Origin of the sequence: Pseudomonas sp. GM80, assembly GCF_000282515.1 — a bacterium.
GTDB lineage: Bacteria > Pseudomonadota > Gammaproteobacteria > Pseudomonadales > Pseudomonadaceae > Aquipseudomonas.
On the sequence record NZ_AKJD01000039.1, the window covers coordinates 20,356 to 39,275 of the forward strand.

General features: G+C 59.8%; 13 protein-coding genes and 2 tRNA genes. 5 read left to right on the top strand and 10 right to left on the bottom strand.

Going from position 1 to position 18,920, the window contains the following annotated elements:
- Positions 1 to 32 precede the first annotated feature (32 nt).
- The 9 genes from PMI37_RS03870 to rnr form a co-directional block, all read right to left on the bottom strand.
- Positions 33 to 3,308, bottom strand: coding sequence for a transglutaminase family protein (locus tag PMI37_RS03870; protein WP_008078301.1), 3,276 nt, complete (start codon positions 3,306 to 3,308; stop codon positions 33 to 35).
- Positions 3,309 to 3,602: 294 nt separating this feature from the next.
- On the bottom strand, positions 3,603 to 5,915 hold the full coding sequence (locus PMI37_RS03875) for a YgiQ family radical SAM protein (RefSeq protein WP_045122956.1): 2,313 nt from the start codon (positions 5,913 to 5,915) through the stop codon (positions 3,603 to 3,605).
- A gap of 187 nt (positions 5,916 to 6,102) precedes the next feature.
- The gene (gene dnaB / locus PMI37_RS03880) at positions 6,103 to 7,500 is read right to left on the bottom strand and encodes a replicative DNA helicase (RefSeq protein WP_008078305.1); all 1,398 of its coding nucleotides are present in this window, start codon (positions 7,498 to 7,500) and stop codon (positions 6,103 to 6,105) included.
- 120 nt (positions 7,501 to 7,620) lie between these two features.
- The gene (rplI, locus tag PMI37_RS03885) at positions 7,621 to 8,067 is read right to left on the bottom strand and encodes a 50S ribosomal protein L9 (RefSeq protein ID WP_008078307.1); all 447 of its coding nucleotides are present in this window, start codon (positions 8,065 to 8,067) and stop codon (positions 7,621 to 7,623) included.
- Positions 8,068 to 8,085: 18 nt separating this feature from the next.
- A complete protein-coding gene (locus PMI37_RS03890; protein ID WP_008078309.1) occupies positions 8,086 to 8,979 on the bottom strand; it encodes a hypothetical protein in 894 nt (297 codons plus the stop codon).
- A 36-nt stretch (positions 8,980 to 9,015) separates the two neighbouring features.
- The gene (rpsR, locus tag PMI37_RS03895; RefSeq protein ID WP_002551829.1) at positions 9,016 to 9,246 is read right to left on the bottom strand and encodes a 30S ribosomal protein S18; all 231 of its coding nucleotides are present in this window, start codon (positions 9,244 to 9,246) and stop codon (positions 9,016 to 9,018) included.
- A gap of 28 nt (positions 9,247 to 9,274) precedes the next feature.
- The gene (rpsF, locus tag PMI37_RS03900; RefSeq protein ID WP_003236224.1) at positions 9,275 to 9,697 is read right to left on the bottom strand and encodes a 30S ribosomal protein S6; all 423 of its coding nucleotides are present in this window, start codon (positions 9,695 to 9,697) and stop codon (positions 9,275 to 9,277) included.
- Positions 9,698 to 9,971: 274 nt separating this feature from the next.
- A complete protein-coding gene (gene rlmB / locus PMI37_RS03905) occupies positions 9,972 to 10,736 on the bottom strand; it encodes a 23S rRNA (guanosine(2251)-2'-O)-methyltransferase RlmB (RefSeq protein ID WP_008078316.1) in 765 nt (254 codons plus the stop codon).
- Positions 10,733 to 13,363, bottom strand: coding sequence for a ribonuclease R (gene rnr, locus PMI37_RS03910; protein ID WP_008078318.1), 2,631 nt, complete (start codon positions 13,361 to 13,363; stop codon positions 10,733 to 10,735). The genes rlmB and rnr overlap by 4 nt, the downstream gene beginning before the upstream one ends.
- 226 nt (positions 13,364 to 13,589) lie before the next feature.
- On the opposite strand from rnr, the gene PMI37_RS03915 reads away from it, so the two are divergent.
- The 5 genes from PMI37_RS03915 to PMI37_RS03935 all read left to right on the top strand — a co-directional run bounded on the left by PMI37_RS03915 (position 13,590) and on the right by PMI37_RS03935 (position 16,795).
- Positions 13,590 to 13,676, top strand: a tRNA-Leu gene (locus PMI37_RS03915).
- Between the two features lie 181 nt (positions 13,677 to 13,857).
- Positions 13,858 to 13,944, top strand: a tRNA-Leu gene (locus tag PMI37_RS03920).
- A gap of 22 nt (positions 13,945 to 13,966) precedes the next feature.
- On the top strand, positions 13,967 to 14,158 hold the full coding sequence (locus PMI37_RS31125; RefSeq protein ID WP_008078319.1) for a hypothetical protein: 192 nt from the start codon (positions 13,967 to 13,969) through the stop codon (positions 14,156 to 14,158).
- 61 nt (positions 14,159 to 14,219) lie between these two features.
- A complete protein-coding gene (locus PMI37_RS03930) occupies positions 14,220 to 15,230 on the top strand; it encodes an extracellular solute-binding protein (RefSeq protein ID WP_008078321.1) in 1,011 nt (336 codons plus the stop codon).
- Positions 15,230 to 16,795 (top strand): ABC transporter permease, encoded by a 1,566-nt coding sequence (locus PMI37_RS03935; protein WP_008078324.1) that lies wholly within the window; start codon positions 15,230 to 15,232, stop codon positions 16,793 to 16,795. The genes PMI37_RS03930 and PMI37_RS03935 overlap by 1 nt, the downstream gene beginning before the upstream one ends.
- A 71-nt stretch (positions 16,796 to 16,866) precedes the next feature.
- On the opposite strand, the gene PMI37_RS03940 is transcribed toward PMI37_RS03935, so the two are convergent.
- Positions 16,867 to 18,801, bottom strand: a complete 1,935-nt coding sequence (locus tag PMI37_RS03940; protein ID WP_008078326.1) for a methyl-accepting chemotaxis protein — start codon at positions 18,799 to 18,801, stop codon at positions 16,867 to 16,869.
- Between the last annotated feature and the right edge of the window lie 119 nt (positions 18,802 to 18,920).

Here is an 18,920-nt window from a genome sequence, read left to right on the forward strand (position 1 = left end):
GATAGACGAAAAATCCGCATGTCGTGTAGGCCTTAGAAACGTCGTAAATCGATTGTCATCGGCAGCTCGTCACTGATTTCCACGTTCGGTATAGGAAGTTTCCCTGGCGTGTGTCCGACACGGAAGAATCGCGCCATGCGCCGGCTCTCCGCTTCGTTGGCATTGACCGGCAACGTCTCGTAATTACGCCCGCCGGGATGAGCGACGTGGTACTGACAGCCGCCCAGCGAGCGTCCCATCCAGGTATCGAGCAGGTCGAACACCAGCGGTGCGTGGACAGGTATCGTCGGTTGCAGGCAGTTGGCCGGTTGCCAGGCGCGGTAACGCACACCGGCGACGAATTCACCGACGCGCCCGCTCGGGTGCAACGGCACCGCGACGCCATTACAGGTCAGCAGATAACGCTGCGGCGGCAGCCCTTTGACCTTGACCTGCAAACGCTCCAGCGATGAATCGACATAACGCACCGTGCCACCTGCCGCGCCCTCCTCACCCAACACATGCCAGGGCTCCAGCGCCTGTCGCAGTTCCAGTTCAATGCCGTTGACGGCGTAATCGCCAACCTTGGGGAACCGAAACTCCAGGTGCGCGGCGAACCATTCCGCCCGCAGCGGATAACCGGCATTGTTCAGTTCGACGATAACGTCAGCGAAATCCTGCTCGATAAAGTGCGGCAACAAGAAGCGATCGTGCAGCTCGGTGCCCCAGCGCGCCAGTTTCGGCGGCGCATAAGGTTCACGCCAGAACCGTGCGACCAACGCCCGCAGCAATAACTGTTGAGCCAGGCTCATGCGCGCATGCGGCGGCATTTCGAATGCGCGCAACTCCAGCAAGCCGAGACGCCCGGTGGCGCCATCCGGCGAATACAGTTTGTCGATGCAGAACTCGGCACGATGAGTGTTGCCAGTGACGTCGATCAGCAAATTGCGCAGCAGTCGATCGACCAGCCACGGCGCGCACTCCTCGCCCGGTTCCGGCATCTGCGCGAAAGCGATTTCCAGTTCATACAGCGCGTCATTGCGCGCCTCGTCAACGCGCGGCGCCTGCGACGTCGGGCCGATGAACAAACCGGAAAACAGATACGACAGCGAAGGATGGTTGTGCCAGTAGCTGATCAGACTGCGCAGCAGATCAGGGCGGCGCAGGAACGGCGAATCCGCCGGCGTCGCGCCACCGAGCACAAAGTGGTTACCGCCGCCGGTACCGGTGTGGCGGCCGTCGATCATGAACTTCTCGGTGGTGAGCCGCGTCTGCCGCGCTTCTTCATAGAGGAATTCGGTGCGCTCGACCAACTCGTCCCAGGTCGCCGACGGCTGCACGTTGACCTCGATCACGCCAGGGTCCGGGGTGATGCGGAAGTTGCTCAGGCGTAAATCGTTCGGCGGCTCGTAGCCTTCCAGCAGTACCGGACAATGCAGTTCTTCGGCGGTGGCCTCGATCGCTGCAACCAGCTCTAGATAATCCTCGACCCGCTCCAGCGGCGGCATGAACAGGTACAACCGCCCCTCGCGGGCTTCGGCACAGAACGCGGTGCGGGTCAGCCAGTCGGCGGATTCGTCGATCTTCGGGGCCCGCTCGTCAACCAGCGCCGGTTCGCCGTGACGGTTGAGCTGCGCGGTTTGCGGCAGTTCGGGAAAGTCCTGATTCGGATCTTGAGGGTGAATAAACGGGTATTCGGCGGCCTTTACCCACGGCTGCGAACCGAGCGGCAGGCGATAGCCCAGTGGCGAATCCCCCGGCACCAAGCGGCAATGCTCGTCTCGCAGGTACCAGCGTCCGCTTTGCCATTGATCGCCCTTGGCGGTACGCGCCAGCGGCAGCACTTGGCCGATCACCTTGTTCAGGCCCTGACTGAAGACTTTGCGCAGGCGTGCACGCTCCAGCGGTTCCTCCAGACGTGAATCTTCGGCACTGACGTTGCTCGGCAACGTGCCCTCGCGCCAGAGGTAATAGAAGTTGTCTTCGTAGGCCGGGAACACAAAACGTGTAGGCAGTTTCAGGCGTTCGGCGACACTGGCGAGAAAACGCCCGGCCAACTCACCCGTGGCACCGTAATCCTGTTGTTCGTCAGCAATCAGCGCGTCGTTGTGCCAGATCGGTATGCCGTCGCGGCGCCAATAGCAATTGAGCGACCAGCGCGGCAGTTGCTCGCCGGGATACCACTTGCCTTGACCAAAATGCACCAGGCCCTTCGGCGCGTAGTGCTTGCGCATGCGCTGGAACAGTTCGGCGGAGAGCCGGCGTTTATCCTCACCGAGTGCGGCGGTGTTCCACTCGGCGCCATCGGGGTCATCGATAGAGACGAAAGTCGGCTCGCCGCCCATGGTCAGGCGTACGTCGTCTGCCAGTAGATCGGCATCGATCTGCCGGCCCAGTGCCTGAATCGCCAGCCATTGCTCATCGGTGTAAGGCTTGGTGACGCGCGGCGCCTCCCATATTCGTTCCACCGACATTTCGTGGCTGAACACGCATTCGCACGGTTCGACCAAGCCACTGATCGGCGCTGCCGAGGACGGATCGGGACTACAGGCCAAAGGGATATGCCCTTCACCGGCGAACAACCCGGACGTGGCATCCAGACCAATCCAGCCAGCACCCGGCAAGTACACCTCACACCAGGCGTGCAGGTCGGTGAAATCCACGTCGGTGCCGGACGGGCCGTCGAGACTTTTCACGTCGGCCGTCAGTTGAATCAGATAACCGGAGACAAATCGCGCAGCCAGGCCAAGGTTGCGCAGCAGTTGCACCAGCAACCACGCCGAGTCGCGGCACGAGCCGGACGCATGTTCGAGGGTGTGCTCCGGGGTTTGCACGCCGGGCTCCATGCGAATCAGGTAGCCGATGTCTTCGCTCAGGCGCTGATTGAGCGCGACGAGGAAGTCCACTGCCGGCAGCGGCGTGCGGTCGATGGCGTCCAGATACGCTTTGAATTTCGGTGTCAGCGGCAGGGTTTCGAGATACGGCGCCAGTTCCTTGCGTTCATCGGCGGCGTAGGCAAAGGGGATTTTCTCGGCGTAGGGTTCGAGGAAGAAATCGAAGGGATTGAACACGGCCATTTCGGCCAGCAGATCGACTTCGATGCGCAATTCATCGGTTTTCTCCGGGAACACCAACCGCGCGAGGTAGTTGCCCTGCGGGTCTTGCTGCCAGTTGATGAAATGCTGCTCGGGCGAGACTTTCAGCGCATACGACAGAATCCGCGTGCGGCTGTGGGCGGCCGGGCGCAGGCGAACGATCTGCGGGCCGAGTTCGACAGCGCGGTCGTAGCGGTAATGCGTGACGTGATGCAATGCGACATGAATCGACACGGCGTGCCTCCTGCGAGCCTAAGCGTATTCGAAAGCGCGCAAGACTTATGCCATGCAGAGGCTTGGGCGCTTTCCCGGAATGCTCAGGGCAGTACAGCACCAAAATCGGGCGATGCGGGGAAATGGTTGGGCGAAGTTGCGCCTAAATGTGGCGAAGATCAAAAGATCGCAGCCTGCGGCAGCCCCTACAGGGAAACGCGAATCCCACTGTAGGAGCTGCCGCAGGCTGCGATCTTCTGACTCAAAAAAAAACGCCAACCCGAAAGTTGGCGTTCTGTTCAGCTAAAAAGCAACTTAGCGCGGTACGACCGGCTTGCGGGTCGGCTTCGGCCCTTTGCCTTTCGCGGCGTCCTTACGTTCCTTGGCCGCCTGCTGGTTGCGGGCAAACGCCGCAGCCTTGGCCTGTTCACGCTTGTCCCAAGGATTACCACCATCACTGGCACGTGGCGGCAAGCCGGTGTGCTGAGTGAGGATCTTGGTGGTCTTCTCTTTGCCTTCCTTCGCCACTTTATGGCTGCCGGCCGGCGTCGAGTTCTTGCGACGGGCGCTCTGATAGCTGTCGGTGGTCGGCTGGTGCGTCGGGATCAACTGATCCTTGCCCGAACCGATCAGGTCGGCGCGGCCCATGCGGATCAACGCTTCACGCAGCATCGGCCAGCCTTTCGGGTCGTGATAACGCAAGAACGCCTTGTGCAGACGACGCTGCTCTTCGCTCTTGACGATGGTCACCGCGTCACTCTTGTAAGTGACTTTGCGCAGCGGGTTCTTGCCCGAGTGGTACATCGCGGTGGCGGTGGCCATCGGCGACGGGTAGAACGCCTGCACCTGGTCGGCGCGGAAGCCGTTGCCCTTGAGCCACAGAGCGAGGTTCATCATGTCTTCGTCGGTGGTGCCCGGGTGGGCGGCGATGAAGTACGGAATCAGGTACTGCTCTTTGCCCGCTTCCTTGGTGTACTTCTCGAACATGCGCTTGAACTTGTCATAGCTGCCAATGCCCGGTTTCATCATCTGGTTGAGCGGACCTTCCTCGGTATGTTCCGGGGCGATCTTCAGGTAACCGCCGACGTGGTGGGTCACCAGCTCTTTGACGTACTCCGGCGACTCGACCGCGAGGTCGTAACGCAGGCCGGAGGCAATCAGAATCTTCTTCACACCCGGCAACGCACGGGCGCTGCGGTACAGCTGAATCAGCGACGAGTGGTCGGTGTTCAGGTTCGGGCAGATGCCCGGGAACACGCAGGATGGCTTGCGGCACGCCGATTCGATTTCCGGCGTCTTGCAGGCGATGCGGTACATGTTCGCGGTCGGGCCGCCGAGGTCGGAAATGACGCCGGTGAAGCCCGGGACCTTGTCGCGAATCTCTTCGATCTCGCGAATGATCGATTCTTCGGAACGGTTCTGGATGATCCGGCCCTCGTGCTCGGTGATCGAGCAGAAGGTGCAGCCACCGAAACAGCCACGCATGATGTTCACCGAGAAACGGATCATGTCGTAGGCCGGGATCTTCTCCTTGCCGTACGCCGGGTGCGGAACACGGGCGTAAGGCATGCCGAACACGTAGTCCATTTCTTCCGTGGTCATCGGAATCGGCGGCGGATTGAACCAGACGTCGACTTCGCCGTGCTTCTGCACCAGCGCACGGGCGTTGCCCGGGTTGGTTTCCAGGTGCAACACGCGGTTGGCGTGGGCATACAGAACGGCGTCGCCACGCACTTTTTCAACCGACGGCAGACGAATCACGGTCTTGTCGCGGGTCATGCGCGGGCTGGCCAGGATCTGTACGACCTTGGCTTCCTGCGGATCTTCAACCGGACCTTTTTCCTGCTCGATGGCGCAGGCCTGGGTGTCCTGGGTGTTCACGTACGGGTTGATGATCTTGTCGACCTTGCCCGGACGATCGATGCGCGTCGAGTCGACTTCGTACCAGTCTTTCGGCGTATCGCGACGAATGAACGCGGTGCCGCGCACGTCGGTGATGTCTTCGATTTTGTGTCCGTAGGACAGACGCTGGGCGACTTCGACAATCGCGCGCTCGGCGTTGCCGTACAGCAGAATGTCGGCGCAGGCGTCGATCAGGATCGAGTTACGCACACGATCCTGCCAATAGTCGTAGTGGGCGATACGACGCAGGGAAGCTTCAATGCCGCCGAGGACGATCGGCACGTTTTTGTAAGCCTCTTTGCAGCGCTGGCTGTAGACCAGGCTCGCGCGATCCGGACGTTTGCCGGCCATACCGCCTGGGGTATAGGCGTCGTCGGAACGGATTTTCTTGTCGGCGGTGTAGCGGTTGATCATCGAGTCCATGTTGCCGGCCGCGACGCCGAAGAACAGGTTCGGCTCGCCGAGCTTCATGAAGTCGTCTTTGGACTGCCAGTTTGGCTGGGCAATGATCCCGACGCGGAAGCCTTGCGACTCCAGCAGCCGGCCGATGATCGCCATGCCGAACGAGGGGTGATCGACGTAGGCATCACCGGTGACGATGATGATGTCGCAGGAATCCCAGCCAAGCTGATCCATCTCCTCCCTGCTCATCGGCAGGAATGGCGCTGGCCCGAAACATTCGGCCCAGTACTTTGGATAGTCAAATAACGGCTTGGCTGCTTGCATGTCGGTAACCGGTGTTGGCTTTCATTGAATTTCGCGGGCGCGGAATATAGCACAAATTTTGACCAATTCCGACGGCTGTGGTCGGAAATTGGTGGCGACCCTATCGCTGGCAAGCCAGCTCCCACAGGACCGATGCGATCCCTGTGGGAGCTGGCTTGCCAGCGATGGGGCCCTTCAGGACGCTAAATTACTCGTCGTCGTCGAAGTTATAGCTGCCCGGCGCAAGGTTTTCGAAACGGGTGTACTTACCGATAAACGCCAGGCGGATAAAGCCGATCGGCCCGTTCCGCTGCTTGCCGATGATGATTTCGGCAATACCTTTATGCTCGGTCTCCGGGTGATAAACCTCGTCCCGGTACACAAACATGATCACGTCAGCATCCTGCTCGATCGCTCCGGATTCCCGGAGGTCGGAGTTGATTGGACGTTTGTTCGGCCGCTGCTCCAAGGAACGGTTGAGCTGGGACAGCGCCACCACCGGGCAGTTGAATTCCTTGGCCAGGGCTTTCAAGGAACGCGAGATTTCCGAAATCTCGTTGGTCCGGTTGTCGCCACCGGAGCCCGGAATCTGCATCAACTGCAGGTAGTCGATCATGATCAGGCCGATCTCGCCGTGTTCACGCGCCAGACGCCGGGTCCGCGCACGCATTTCCGACGGGCTGATACCAGCCGTGTCGTCGATGAACAGTTTGCGGTCATTGAGCAGGTTGACCGCCGAGGTCAGCCGCGGCCAGTCGTCGTCTTCCAGTTGGCCGGAACGCACCTTGGTCTGGTCGATGCGGCCCAGCGAGGAGAGCATACGCATGACCAGCGATTCGCCTGGCATCTCGAGGGAATACACCAGAACGGCCTTGTCGCTGCGCAGTACGGCGTTTTCCACCAGGTTCATCGCGAAGGTGGTTTTACCCATCGATGGACGACCGGCGACGATGATCAAGTCAGCCGGCTGCAGGCCACTGGTTTTCTCGTCGAGATCGGTGTAGCCAGTGGACAGGCCGGTAATCGCGTTGTCAGTGTTGAACAGCGTGTCGATGCGATCGATGGCCTTGGTCAGCAAATCGTTCACGCCTACCGGGCCACCGGTTTTCGGCCGGGCCTCGGCAATTGCGAAGATCTGGCGCTCGGCTTCGTCGAGGATTTCCTCGGCAGTGCGCCCTTCCGGGTTGAAGGCGCTGTCGGCGATCTCGGTGCTGATACCGATCAGTTGGCGCAACGTCGCACGCTGGCGGACGATCTGCGCATAGGCCTTGATGTTGGCGACGGACGGCGTGTTTTTCGCCAGTTCGCCGAGGTAACCGAGACCGCCGACTTGCGAGGTCTGACCTTCCTTGTCCAATTGTTCGGCAAGGGTCACGACGTCGATCGGCGAGTTCTGATCGGCCAGCTTGGCGATCGCACGGAAGATCAGGCGGTGGTCATGTCGATAGAAATCGCCGTCGGAGACTTGATCGAGCACGCGTTCCCAGGCGTTGTTGTCCAGCATCAGACCACCGAGTACGGCCTGTTCGGCCTCGATGGAATGCGGCGGCACCTTCAGGGCAGCGGTTTGCAGATCGTATTGCTCGGGAGCGGAGATATCGTTCATGGCCACTTGTGTTGTTTGGAAAAACAGGGAGTTCAGAAAGACAAAGGGCACGACCTGTAAACAGGATCGTGCCCGATGTTAACCGTCTGACGGACAAGCCGCCAGCCGATCAGGTGTTGCTTAAGCTGCTACCACGACAACGCGTACGGTGGCTTCAACTTCGGCGTGCAGGTGCACAGCCACGTCGAATTCACCTACGTTGCGGATGGTGCCGTTCGGCAGACGAACTTCGCTTTTCGCAACTTCAACGCCGGAGGCGGTCAGTGCGTCAGCGATGTCGTGAGTACCGATCGAACCGAACAGCTTGCCTTCGTCGCCAGCGGTGGCAGTGATGGTCACTTCCAGCTCGGCCAGTTGGGCAGCACGGCTTTCAGCCGATGCTTTACGGTCTGCAGCAGCTTTTTCCAGCTCGGCACGACGCTCTTCGAACGCAGCGATGTTCGCTGGGGTCGCGGCGGTAGCTTTGCCGTAAGGCAGCAGGTAGTTACGACCGTAACCGGCCTTAACGTTTACTTTGTCACCCAGGTTGCCCAGGTTGGTGACTTTTTCCAGAAGGATCAGTTGCATGTGAAAATCCTCTAACTTTTAACCTTCACCGTTCGCGCTGTCGGTGTCTTTCGACACGTGACGACCGCGAAAATCAATCAGGCTGTCGACAATGGCCAAGACCACGAGCAACGGATAGATCAGCTGCATGAACAGCAACAGCGTGACGTACAACCCCACCAGCCAGAAACCGGCCAGTCGCTTCTGCCCGACCAGCCCGTGAATCAGGGCCAGTCCGGCGAACACCAGCGGTACACTGCACAACGGCGTCAACATGGCCATCTGTGCACCGAGATTCGGGCCCAGAAGCATCAACGCCAGCAGTAACATCGCCGGCCCCAGCGGGATCCGGATGGCGCGAAACTCGCGACCAAAACCACCCGGGTTGTACAACAACGCCTGCCAATGACGCCCGACAATCAGGCTCAGCACGCTGACGATCTGCAACAAAGCCGCAATCAGTCCGGTCAGGACTGGCGCAATCAGGGACGCGAAACGCGCTTGCTCTTCGACCGACAATTGCTTGTAGGTCTCACCGAGAAGCGCAGGCATGACCTTTATCAAGGCTTGCGCGAGCATCTCGATCTGGGCTGCAAACGCTGCCCCGAGCACCACCGAAAACACCACCCCTACCGCCACGCTGACCAGCAGCGTGCGAACCCAGGATTCACTTGCGCGCAAAACCAACGCAAGTCCCGAAGACCCCAGCAGCACCAGAAGTGCCCGTGGATCATCGGCGTACAACCACCAGACCAAGGCCGGCAGCAGTCCCAGGGACAGAACGCCAAGAGCGTCCGTCAATCCGCGCCGCAGCAGCACAAGGCTCCCGGCGGCAGCGCCCAACCAATACAACAACGGCAATGTTGCACATCCGGCCACTACAAGAGTGGCCTGCATGCGGCCGCGCATGATGAACTCAGCTAAGGCACGCATGCATTCAATCCTTTGCTACTTGTCGACTGCCCGGTCTCAGCGGCCGTGGCTGTCGGTGTAGGCCAGCAGGGCCAGGAAGCGGGCGCGCTTGATAGCGGTGGCCAGCTGACGCTGATAACGAGCTTTGGTACCGGTGATGCGGCTTGGAACGATTTTGCCGGTCTCGGATACGTAGGCTTTCAGAGTGTTGAGATCTTTGTAATCGATCTCCTTCACGTCTTCAGCGGTGAAGCGGCAGAATTTACGACGACGGAAGAAACGTGCCATTTGATAGGCTCCTTAAAAGGTCCGTGGATTACTCGTCAGCGTTATCGCTGTTGTCGCTGTCATCACTATCAGCGCTATCAGCGCCTTCGTGCTCAGGACGGTCGCGACGCTCACGGCGCTCACTGCGGTTTTCTTCAGCCTTGAGCATCTCGGATTGGCCGGTAACGGCTTCTTCGCGACGGATGACCAGGTTACGGATCACTGCATCGTTGTAGCGGAAGTTGTCTTCCAGCTCGGCCAGGGCCTTGCCAGTGCACTCAACGTTCAGCATCACGTAGTGAGCCTTGTGAACATTGTTGATTGCGTAGGCCAGTTGACGACGGCCCCAATCTTCCAGACGGTGGATTTTGCCGCCGTCTTCTTCGATCAGCTTGGTGTAACGCTCAACCATGCCGCCGACTTGCTCGCTTTGATCCGGGTGGACCAAAAAGATGATTTCGTAATGACGCATGAATGCTCCTTACGGGTTGTAGCCTGCCGCTCAAAAACGGTCAGACAAGGAGTGAATGACACTTATGGACTTGCTGGCGCGGGGCACATGCGTGCCTGCCGTCACAGCAAGGGGCGCAATTGTAGAGAAGGGACAGAAGAGGTGCAAGGCAATTGGTGATTATTTGAACAATCACCAATAAACACTGTAGGAGCTGCCGCAGGCTGCGATCTTTTGATTTTGCTTTAAAGACAAGATCAACAGATCGCAGCCTTCGGCAGCTCCTACAGGGGGCTTATTTCTTGGCAGCAGGCTTGGCTTTTACGCCGCGTTGGCGCTGGGCCTCGAACAGGCAGACGCCCGTAGCGACCGAGACGTTGAGGCTGCTGACGCTACCGGCCATCGGCAGTTTCACCAGATAGTCGCAGTGCTCGCGAGTCAGGCGACGCATGCCTTTGCCTTCGGCGCCCATGATCAGAATGGTCGGGCCCGTCAGATCCTGGTCGTAAATGCTGACTTCAGCTTCGCCTGCCGTGCCGACAACCCACAGACCGCGCTGCTGAAGCTTTTCCAGCGTGCGCGCAAGGTTGGTTACAGCGACCAACGGAATCACTTCCGCCGCGCCGCAAGCGACTTTACGCACCACCGGAGTCAGGGTTGCCGACTTGTCTTTCGGCACGATCACCGCCAGCGCGCCGGCCGCATCGGCCGAACGCAGGCAGGCACCGAGGTTGTGCGGATCGGTCACGCCGTCGAGCACCAGCAGCAACGGTGCGCCATCGGTGCGATCAAGCAGCTCGTCGAGCATCGCTTCGCCCCAGACCTGGCTTGGGCTCACTTCAGCGACCACGCCCTGATGAACGCCTTCAACCCAGGCGTCCATTTCGCGGCGCTCGGCCTGACCGACCTGGACACGATTTTCGTTGGCCAGCTCCACCAGCGTCTGCACGCGCGGATCGTTGCGGCTTTCCGCCAGCCAGATCTGCTTGACGCGCTTCGGGTGGTGACGCAGCAACGCTTCTACCGCGTGAACGCCGTAGATTTTTTCCAACTGACTCATGACTTCGCCTTCGGTTTACGTGCCCCGCCACTTTTGGCTGGAGCAGAACCCGCTTTTGGCGGGCCTTTACGATGTTTGCTCGGTTTTGCTGGCTTGCCGCCGGAGGCCTTTTCAGGCGCCGACCGCCCGGTCTTTCCCCCAGGCGCCGCTTTACCACCGTTTTTGGCGTCGGAAAGCAGAGCCTTCTTCATTTCACGGCTTTTACGCAGCTCGGCGTTTTTCGCCACAGCGTCGCTTGGGCGATAGGCTTCAGCAGCTTTCTCTTTGGCCGGTCGACGACCAGCGGTTTTCGCTGGCGCCGCTTCGGCCTTTTCCTTCGCGGCTGGCGCGGCAGTTTCAGCACCACGCTTCTTGCGACCGATCGGCGCGCTGATGGTTTTTTCAGCCATCTCGAAGTCGATCTTGCGTTCGTCGAGGTCAACGCGCATCACGCGCACTTCAACGGTATCGCCGAGACGGAAGCTGCGACCGGTGCGCTCGCCCGCCAGGCGGTGATGCACAGGATCGAAGTGGTAGTAATCGCCCGGCAGCGCGGTGACGTGCACCAGGCCTTCGACGTAGATATCGGTCAGTTCGACGAACAGACCAAAACCGGTCACTGCAGTGATTACACCCGGGAACGACTCGCCCACGCGATCCTTCATGAACTCGCACTTGAGCCAGTTCACCACGTCGCGGGTCGCTTCATCGGCACGGCGCTCGCTCATCGAGCACTGCTCGCCGAGTTGCTCCAGCGCCGCTTCGTCGTACGGATAGATACGCGCTTTCGGAATGGTCATCGCACCGGCACGGCGAACGTGCGGGGTGTCCTGTTTCGAATGGATCACGCTGCGGATCGCGCGGTGCGTGAGCAAATCCGGGTAACGACGGATCGGCGAAGTGAAGTGGGTATAGGCTTCGTAATTCAGGCCGAAGTGGCCCTGATTGTCAGCGCTGTACACCGCTTGGCTCAGCGATCGCAGCATCACGGTCTGGATCAGGTGGAAATCCGGACGATCCTTGATGCTTGCCAGCAGTGCCTGGTAGTCCTTCGGCGACGGGCCGTCTTTGCCTTTATGCAGGGACAGGCCGAGCTCGCCAAGGAAGGCGCGGAGTTTTTCCAGACGCTCCGGTGGCGGGCCGTCGTGAACGCGGTACAGCGCAGGAATTTCGTGCTTCTTGAGGAATTCGGCGGTGGCCACGTTGGCCGCCAGCATGCATTCTTCGATCAGCTTGTGCGCATCGTTACGGGTGGTCGGACGGATCTCGGCAATCTTGCGCTCGGTACCGAAGATGATCCGGGTTTCCTGCGTTTCGAAATCGATCGCGCCACGTACGTGACGAGCAGCCAACAGAACCTTGTACAGCGCATACAGCTGCTTGAGGTGCGGCAGAACGTCGCTGTACTCACCGCGAAGCTGACGCGCCTCGGTGATTTTCGGCGTTTCCAGCATCGCGCTGACTTTGTTGTACGTCAGGCGAGCGTGGGAGTGGATCACCGCTTCATAGAAGCAGTAGTCGGTCATTTCGCCGGATTTGGAGATGGTCATCTCGCAAACCATGGCCAGACGATCGACGTGTGGGTTCAGCGAGCACAGGCCGTTGGACAACTGCTCAGGCAGCATCGGCACCACGCGCTCGGGGAAATACACCGAGTTGCCGCGCACTTGCGCTTCGTTGTCCAGCGCCGAACCGATTTTCACGTAGCTGGAAACGTCGGCAATCGCCACGTACAACTTCCAGCCGCCGGAGAACAGGCGCAGCTTGCCCGGTTTGGCTTCGCAGTAAACAGCATCGTCGAAGTCGCGGGCATCTTCGCCGTCGATGGTGACGAACGGCAGATGGCGCAGATCGACGCGCTTCTCTTTGTCTTTTTCTTCGACTTCCGGCTTGAGCTTGGCCGCTTCTTTCAGTACGGCTTCAGGCCAGACGTGCGGAATGTCGTAGGTGCGCAGGGCGACATCGATTTCCATGCCCGGCGCCATGTAGTTGCCGACCACTTCGACCACGTCGCCTTGCGGCTGGAAGCGCGGCGTCGGCCAGTGGGTGATTTTCACCTCGACGAACTGACCGATCTGCGCGTTGGCGTTGCGGCCCGGCGTGACCAGCACTTCTTGCTGGATCTTCGGGTTGTCGGCAACGACGAAACCAATGCCGCCTTCTTCAAAGTAGCGACCGACGATGGTTTCGTGAGCACGCGACACGACTTCGACGATCACGCCTTCACGGCGACCACGACGATCAAGACCGGAAACACGGGCCAGCGCACGGTCACCGTCGAACACCAGACGCATTTGCGCCGGGCTCATGAACAGGTCATCGCTGCCGTCGTCCGGCACCAGGAAGCCGAAACCGTCACGGTGACCGCTGATGCGACCGAGGATCAGGTCAAGCTTGTCGACCGGCGCGTAGGTGCCACGACGGGTGTAGATCAGTTGTGCGTCGCGCTCCATGGCGCGCAGACGGCGGCGCAGGGCTTCGATCTGGTCTTCGGTGGTCAGACCGAACTCTTCGACCAGTTGCTCGCGGGCAGCAGGCGAACCCCGATCGGCGAGGTGCGCCAGGATCAGTTCGCGGCTAGGAATAGGGTTTTCATATTTTTCCGCTTCACGAGCGGCCTCGGGATCGAGGGACTGCCAATCGGCCATTAGAGAGTTTTCACCTTGTCTATATGCGGGTTAGTTTGGCATAGGCGCCATGAAACGGGAAATTTCCGACTCTATAAGGCCCATATCAGGGCCTGCAGCGTCACTTGGAAGCCGTTTTGAACACCGCCGGTAAAAAAAATCATGTTTTTTGCAGAGAGGGGTTTACAGTTAAAAAGACGCTCCGTATAGTGCGCGCCATCGACGACGCACAAGCGTTGCCGATACTGCCCAGATGGTGAAATTGGTAGACACGCCAGCTTCAGGTGCTGGTGACCTTACGGTCGTGGAAGTTCGAGTCTTCTTCTGGGCACCAATTTCGAGATTGAGACTAGATCAGTTTCAAGGCTCACACAAAAACCCGCGAAAGCGGGTTTTTTGCATTCTAAGCCCAGGTTTTCTTAAAACTGATTTATTAAAATTAAATCAGGGGTTTACAGATCAAAAGACGCTCCGTATAGTGCGCCACATCAACAGCGGCAACGCTGGCGATGATTGCCCAGATGGTGAAATTGGTAGACACGCCAGCTTCAGGTGCTGGTGACCGCAAGGTCGTGGAAGTTCGAGTCTTCTTCTGGGCACCAATTCAAATCCAAGGTTACGACCATGGATTTCACAAAAACCCGCGAAAGCGGGTTTTTGCGTTTCTGCCTTCCAGAAAACCAGAATCCCACTGTAGGAGCTGCCGAAGGCTGCGATCTCTTGATCTTGCTTGTGATTGCCCAAAAACAAGATCAAAAGATCGCAGCCTTCGGCAGCTCCTACATGAACGCAGAGCCTCTCGCAAGGCGCACTTGAGAAACAATATCGTTTATCATTGTTGCAAGTTTTTGCAATGCGACAGTGAGGAACCCTGCGAATGACGTTTCGAAATACCCTGCGCCGAGGCCTGACCTTCACCCTCCTCGGCCTGGCGCTCGCCACTCCCCTCACCCAGGCTGCCGATGCGGTTTCCCTGACTCTCTATAACGGCCAGCACAAGGAAGTCGGCGACGCGATCGCCAAAGCCTTCGAAGCCAAGACCGGCATTCACGTCAATGTCCGCAAAGGCAGCAGCAACCAGCTCGCCAGCCAGGTCATCGAAGAGGGCGACCGCTCCCCCGCCGACGTGATCTACACCGAAGAATCGCCGCCACTGAACAATCTCGGCGAACTCGGCCTGCTGGCAAAAACCGATGACGCCACTTTGGCCGTCCTGCCGGAAAAATACGTCGCCGGCAACGGCACCTGGATCGGCGTGACGGCGCGCGTTCGCGTGGTTGCCTACAACCCGAAACTGGTCGATGAAAAAGACCTGCCGAAATCGGTGATGGAATTCTCTGATCCGCAGTGGCAAGGCAAAGTCGGCTTCGTACCGACCAGCGGCGCATTCCAGGAACAGGCCGTAGCCATCATAAAGATGCACGATCGCGACGCCGCCGAAGAATGGCTGACGGGCCTGCGCGCGTTCGGCAAGACCTACAGCAACAACATGGTTGCGCTCAAAGCCGTGGAAAACGGCGAAGTCGCTACCGTGCTGGTGAACAATTACTACTGGTTTGCCCTGCAACGCGAGAAAGGCAAACTCGACTCGAAACTGCATTATTTCACTGGCGGCGACGTCGGTGGCTTGATCACCGTATCCAGTGCTGCCGTGCTGAAATCCAGCAAACATCCAAAAGAAGCCCAGCAATTTCTTGCCTACATGGCCAGCGAAGAAGGTCAGCGCGTGATCACTCAGACCACCGCCGAATACCCGCTGCACAAAGGCATGGAATCGGATCGCGGGCTCAAGCCGTTCAGCGAACTGGAAGCACCGAACGTAACGCCGGCCGATCTGGGCAATGCCGAAGAAGCGCTGGAACTGGAACGTGAAGTTGGCTTGAACTGATGGCCGCATCGTTATCCGCCCCCGCCGCGCGCGGGGGTTACGTACCAAAGCGCAAGCGGCCGTCGATCTGGCTGGTGCTGCCTGTGTTGCTGCTGGTGGTGCTAAGCCTTTTGCCGCTCGCCTACGTCGGACTGAAAGCCTGGCAGGCCGGCTGGGCCGAGGCGCTGCACTTGCTGTGGCGCCCGTACGTGTTCGGCCTGCTGCGCAATACGCTGGCACTGATGGTTGGGGTAACCCTCACCTGCGGCGTGATTGGTCTGTCGCTCGCCTGGCTGCTGGAACGCAGCAATTTGCCCGGCCGGCGTCTATGGGGCGTGATTCTGTGTCTGCCGTTCGCAGTGCCGGCATTTGTCAGCAGTTTCACCTGGGTTTCGCTGAGCGCGCAGTTCGAAGGGCTGGGCGGGGCGATTCTGGTCATGAGCCTGTCGAAATACCCGCTGATCTTTCTGCCGGTAGCGGCAACCCTTCGCAATCTTGATCCGTCGCTTGAAGAGTCTGCCCGCACGCTGGGGCAGAATCGCTGGGGGGTGTTTTTCCGCGTCACCCTGCCGCTGCTTTGGCCGTCGTTGTTGGCCGGTTCGCTGTTGATTGCTTTGCACATGCTGGTGGAATTCGGCGCGCTGTCGATCATCGGCCTGCAAACCTTCACCACGGCGATCTATCAACAGTTCGAACTGGAATTCAGTAACGCCAACGCGGCGATGCTTTCTGCGGTGCTGCTGGCGCTGTGCCTGGTGTTGTTGTGGCTGGAGCTGCGTGTGCGCGGCAAAGGCCGGCATGTGCGCACCGGCCAAGGCGCGGCGCGCCAGGCTGAACAGGTTAGGCTGGGACCATGGGCCACGGTCGGTCAGTTGTATTGCCTGATGCTGGCGATTGTCGGCAGCGGGATTCCACTGGGCATGCTGGCCTACTGGCTCGCGGTCGGTTCGTCGGCAGCGTTTCCGGTGGCGGCGATTACTGAAGCATTGCTGTCGTCGCTGGCACTGTCGCTCGGTGGCGCGGCGCTGTGCCTGGTACTGGCGGTGCCGGTCGGGTTGTTGGTGGTGCGTTACAAAGGCCAACTGGCGATCTGGGCCGAACGCCTGCCATATCTGTTACACGCGTTGCCGGGCCTGGTGATTGCGCTGACGCTGGTGTATTTCGCCCTGCATTACGTGCCGGCGCTGTATCAGACTTCAGGATTGCTGCTGATCGCTTATGCGCTGCTGTTTCTGCCATTGGCGCAGGCACCGATCCGTACGGCGCTGAACAAAGCTGCGCCGCAGCTGGAAGAGGCTGCACGCACGCTGGGCGCTTCGTCGTTCACAGCGTTTTGCCGAGTGACGCTGCCGATCATCTTCTCGGCATTGGGCGCGGCGTTTGCGCTGGTGTTTCTCGATGCGATGAAGGAATTGACGGCGACGTTGCTGTTGAGTCCGACCGGGCTTAATACGCTGGCGACCGAGGTCTGGGCGCATACCGCGAACGTCGAGTTTGCGGCGGCGGCGCCTTATGCGGCGTTGTTGATTTTGGTTTCCGGGTTGCCGGTTTATCTGTTGACGACGCGGATGTATTTGAGCCGCTGAAAGATCGCAGCCTGCGGCAGCTCCTACATGGGATTAATGTTGGAGCTGCCGCAGGCTGCGATCTTTTGATCTTAAGCCCTGAACTGCCCCAGACTGGCTTTCAGCTGTGCAGCCAAACCATCCAACACCTTGCCACTCGCCGTGGTTTCCACGACCGCCTGCGCCGCCTTCTCGGCCTGCGCATGAATCGTCTCGACCCGTCCACGCACCGCCTGCGCACCCTGCGCCTGATGCGCTGCAGCCTGCGTCGCCAGGCCAATCGCCGCGTGCACCTGCTCGACCGACGTCTGCACCGATTGCTGCAACCGCGCGCTGTCACGCAACACCAGCAAACCTTCGCTGGCCTGACGCCCGGCCTGACCGATCGCCTCGACCGCCTCACGCGCACCCTGCTGCAAAGCAACAATGTGCGCCTGAATATCGCCGGTAGAACTTTGCGTCTTGCTCGCCAACGCACGCACCTCATCCGCCACTACCGCGAACCCACGCCCGGTTTCACCCGCGCGCGCTGCTTCAATTGCCGCGTTCAGTGCCAGCAAATTGGTCTGCTCGGCGATCCCGTGGATCACCGTCAGCACCACTTCAATCTGTTCACTCTGCTGCGCCAGTCGCTGGATGACTTTCGCTCCAGTGTCGACCTGCCCGGCCAACGCCTCAATCAAGCCGCCGACCTTGGCCGACGTGCGCGTGTTCTCATCCGTGGCCTGACGAATATCCACCACCTGCTTCAACGCCGCCTGCATGGCGTGGCTTTCCGATTGCGCCTCATCAGCCATTTGCGACAGCGCGCGCAGGCTTTCCGCCACTTCGTCACGCTGCATCCCGGCCGCCGCATCGGCACCGGCATTGCGCAGAGTCATTGCGCCAATTTCGACGCCGGTGCGCTGCGCGACATCGCCCGCCTCGCGCACGATCGGCTGCAACTTATCCACAAAGCGATTGACCGCCGCGGCCATGTCGCCGATTTCGTCCTTGCTGTTGATCTGCACACGCTTGGTCAGATCACCCTCGCCCGCCGCCAGGTCATCCATCGCGGCATTGAGCATCTTCAGGCGATTGACCACGCGATGGCCCAACACCACAGCCAACAACAGCAGCACACCGCAGCCAACCAGCGCCAGGCCCAAGCCGATTCTCCAGCGCAGGGTCGCCGCTGCTTCTTGCACCGTGCTCGCGGTATTGGCCTTCATCTCGGCGGCGGTGGATTGCGCCGATTGCAGACGCGCTTGCATCGCCGTGGCGCTGTCCGCTGCAGCGCCTTTGAGGCTGTCGCCGACCAGTTGATCGCTGCTGGCGATCAGCGCCGAGAAACGTTTGTCCAGCGCTGCCAGATCAGTTTCCACCGAGGCCGTGGAAACGCCCATCAGCACCTTGCCGATTTCCACGCCATTGGGGTTGATCGAGGCTTCGAGGTAGTAGACCGACGGATCGTTTTTCGCCGCATCCAGCACTTTATCCAGCGCACGCTCGCCCTGGCCTTTTTCCAGCAAGGCCTTGTTGATCGGGTTTTCGCGATTGAGATAACGGGTCAAGTGCTGGCCGGTGGCGTCGTCGTAGACCACGAACAGCACATTGGGATTACGCTGGGCCCGGCGGGCGAATTCAGACAAGGTCGGCACGTCGCTGTCCCACATGGCGCGCGGTGCGACAGAGGCCAGCAACTGCGCCATGTCATTGGCCGAATCCTTCAGATCCTTTTCCAATGTCGTACGCAGTTGCGCCTGCTCGTCCTTCAGCCGCGAGGACAGACCGGCAGTCAGGCGCTGACGGGTGCTGGCGGACAGGGCGTCGAGACTCGACGTGACTTCACGCCCCGCCTGCTCCAACTCGCCCGAGAGTTTCTGGCTGTCGGCGCCGAGGCGCACAGCCAAATCAGCTTCCAGCGCCGTGACGGTGCTCCGTGTCAGGGCGACGGCCACCAGCACTTGCACCAAAAGGGCGATACCAAGGGTAACGAATACCGGGCGCAACAAACGGCTTTGTAACAGTGAGAGAACGGCCGACACTGTGAATACCTCTACTTCTGACGCCATTAATTTGATGGCACTCTTGTAGGAAGATTCACAGCAAAGGTCATGCCGTCCAACAGGCATAAACGACAAAGGCCCCGATTAAGGGGCCTTTG

Excerpts from the sequence above, each read along its gene's own strand:
- PMI37_RS03875 (WP_045122956.1), bottom strand. The coding sequence starts at position 5,915 with ATGCAAGCAGCCAAGCCGTTATTTGACTATCCAAAGTACTGGGCCGAA.
- dnaB (WP_008078305.1), bottom strand. The coding sequence starts at position 7,500 with ATGAACGATATCTCCGCTCCCGAGCAATACGATCTGCAAACCGCTGCC.
- PMI37_RS03890 (WP_008078309.1), bottom strand. The coding sequence starts at position 8,979 with ATGCGTGCCTTAGCTGAGTTCATCATGCGCGGCCGCATGCAGGCCACT.
- rlmB (WP_008078316.1), bottom strand. The coding sequence starts at position 10,736 with ATGAGTCAGTTGGAAAAAATCTACGGCGTTCACGCGGTAGAAGCGTTG.
- rplI (WP_008078307.1), bottom strand. The coding sequence starts at position 8,067 with ATGCAACTGATCCTTCTGGAAAAAGTCACCAACCTGGGCAACCTGGGT.
- rpsR (WP_002551829.1), bottom strand. The coding sequence starts at position 9,246 with ATGGCACGTTTCTTCCGTCGTCGTAAATTCTGCCGCTTCACCGCTGAA.
- rpsF (WP_003236224.1), bottom strand. The coding sequence starts at position 9,697 with ATGCGTCATTACGAAATCATCTTTTTGGTCCACCCGGATCAAAGCGAG.
- PMI37_RS31125 (WP_008078319.1), top strand. The coding sequence starts at position 13,967 with ATGGATTTCACAAAAACCCGCGAAAGCGGGTTTTTGCGTTTCTGCCTT.
- rnr (WP_008078318.1), bottom strand. The coding sequence starts at position 13,363 with ATGGCCGATTGGCAGTCCCTCGATCCCGAGGCCGCTCGTGAAGCGGAA.
- PMI37_RS03935 (WP_008078324.1), top strand. The coding sequence starts at position 15,230 with ATGGCCGCATCGTTATCCGCCCCCGCCGCGCGCGGGGGTTACGTACCA.
- PMI37_RS03930 (WP_008078321.1), top strand. The coding sequence starts at position 14,220 with ATGACGTTTCGAAATACCCTGCGCCGAGGCCTGACCTTCACCCTCCTC.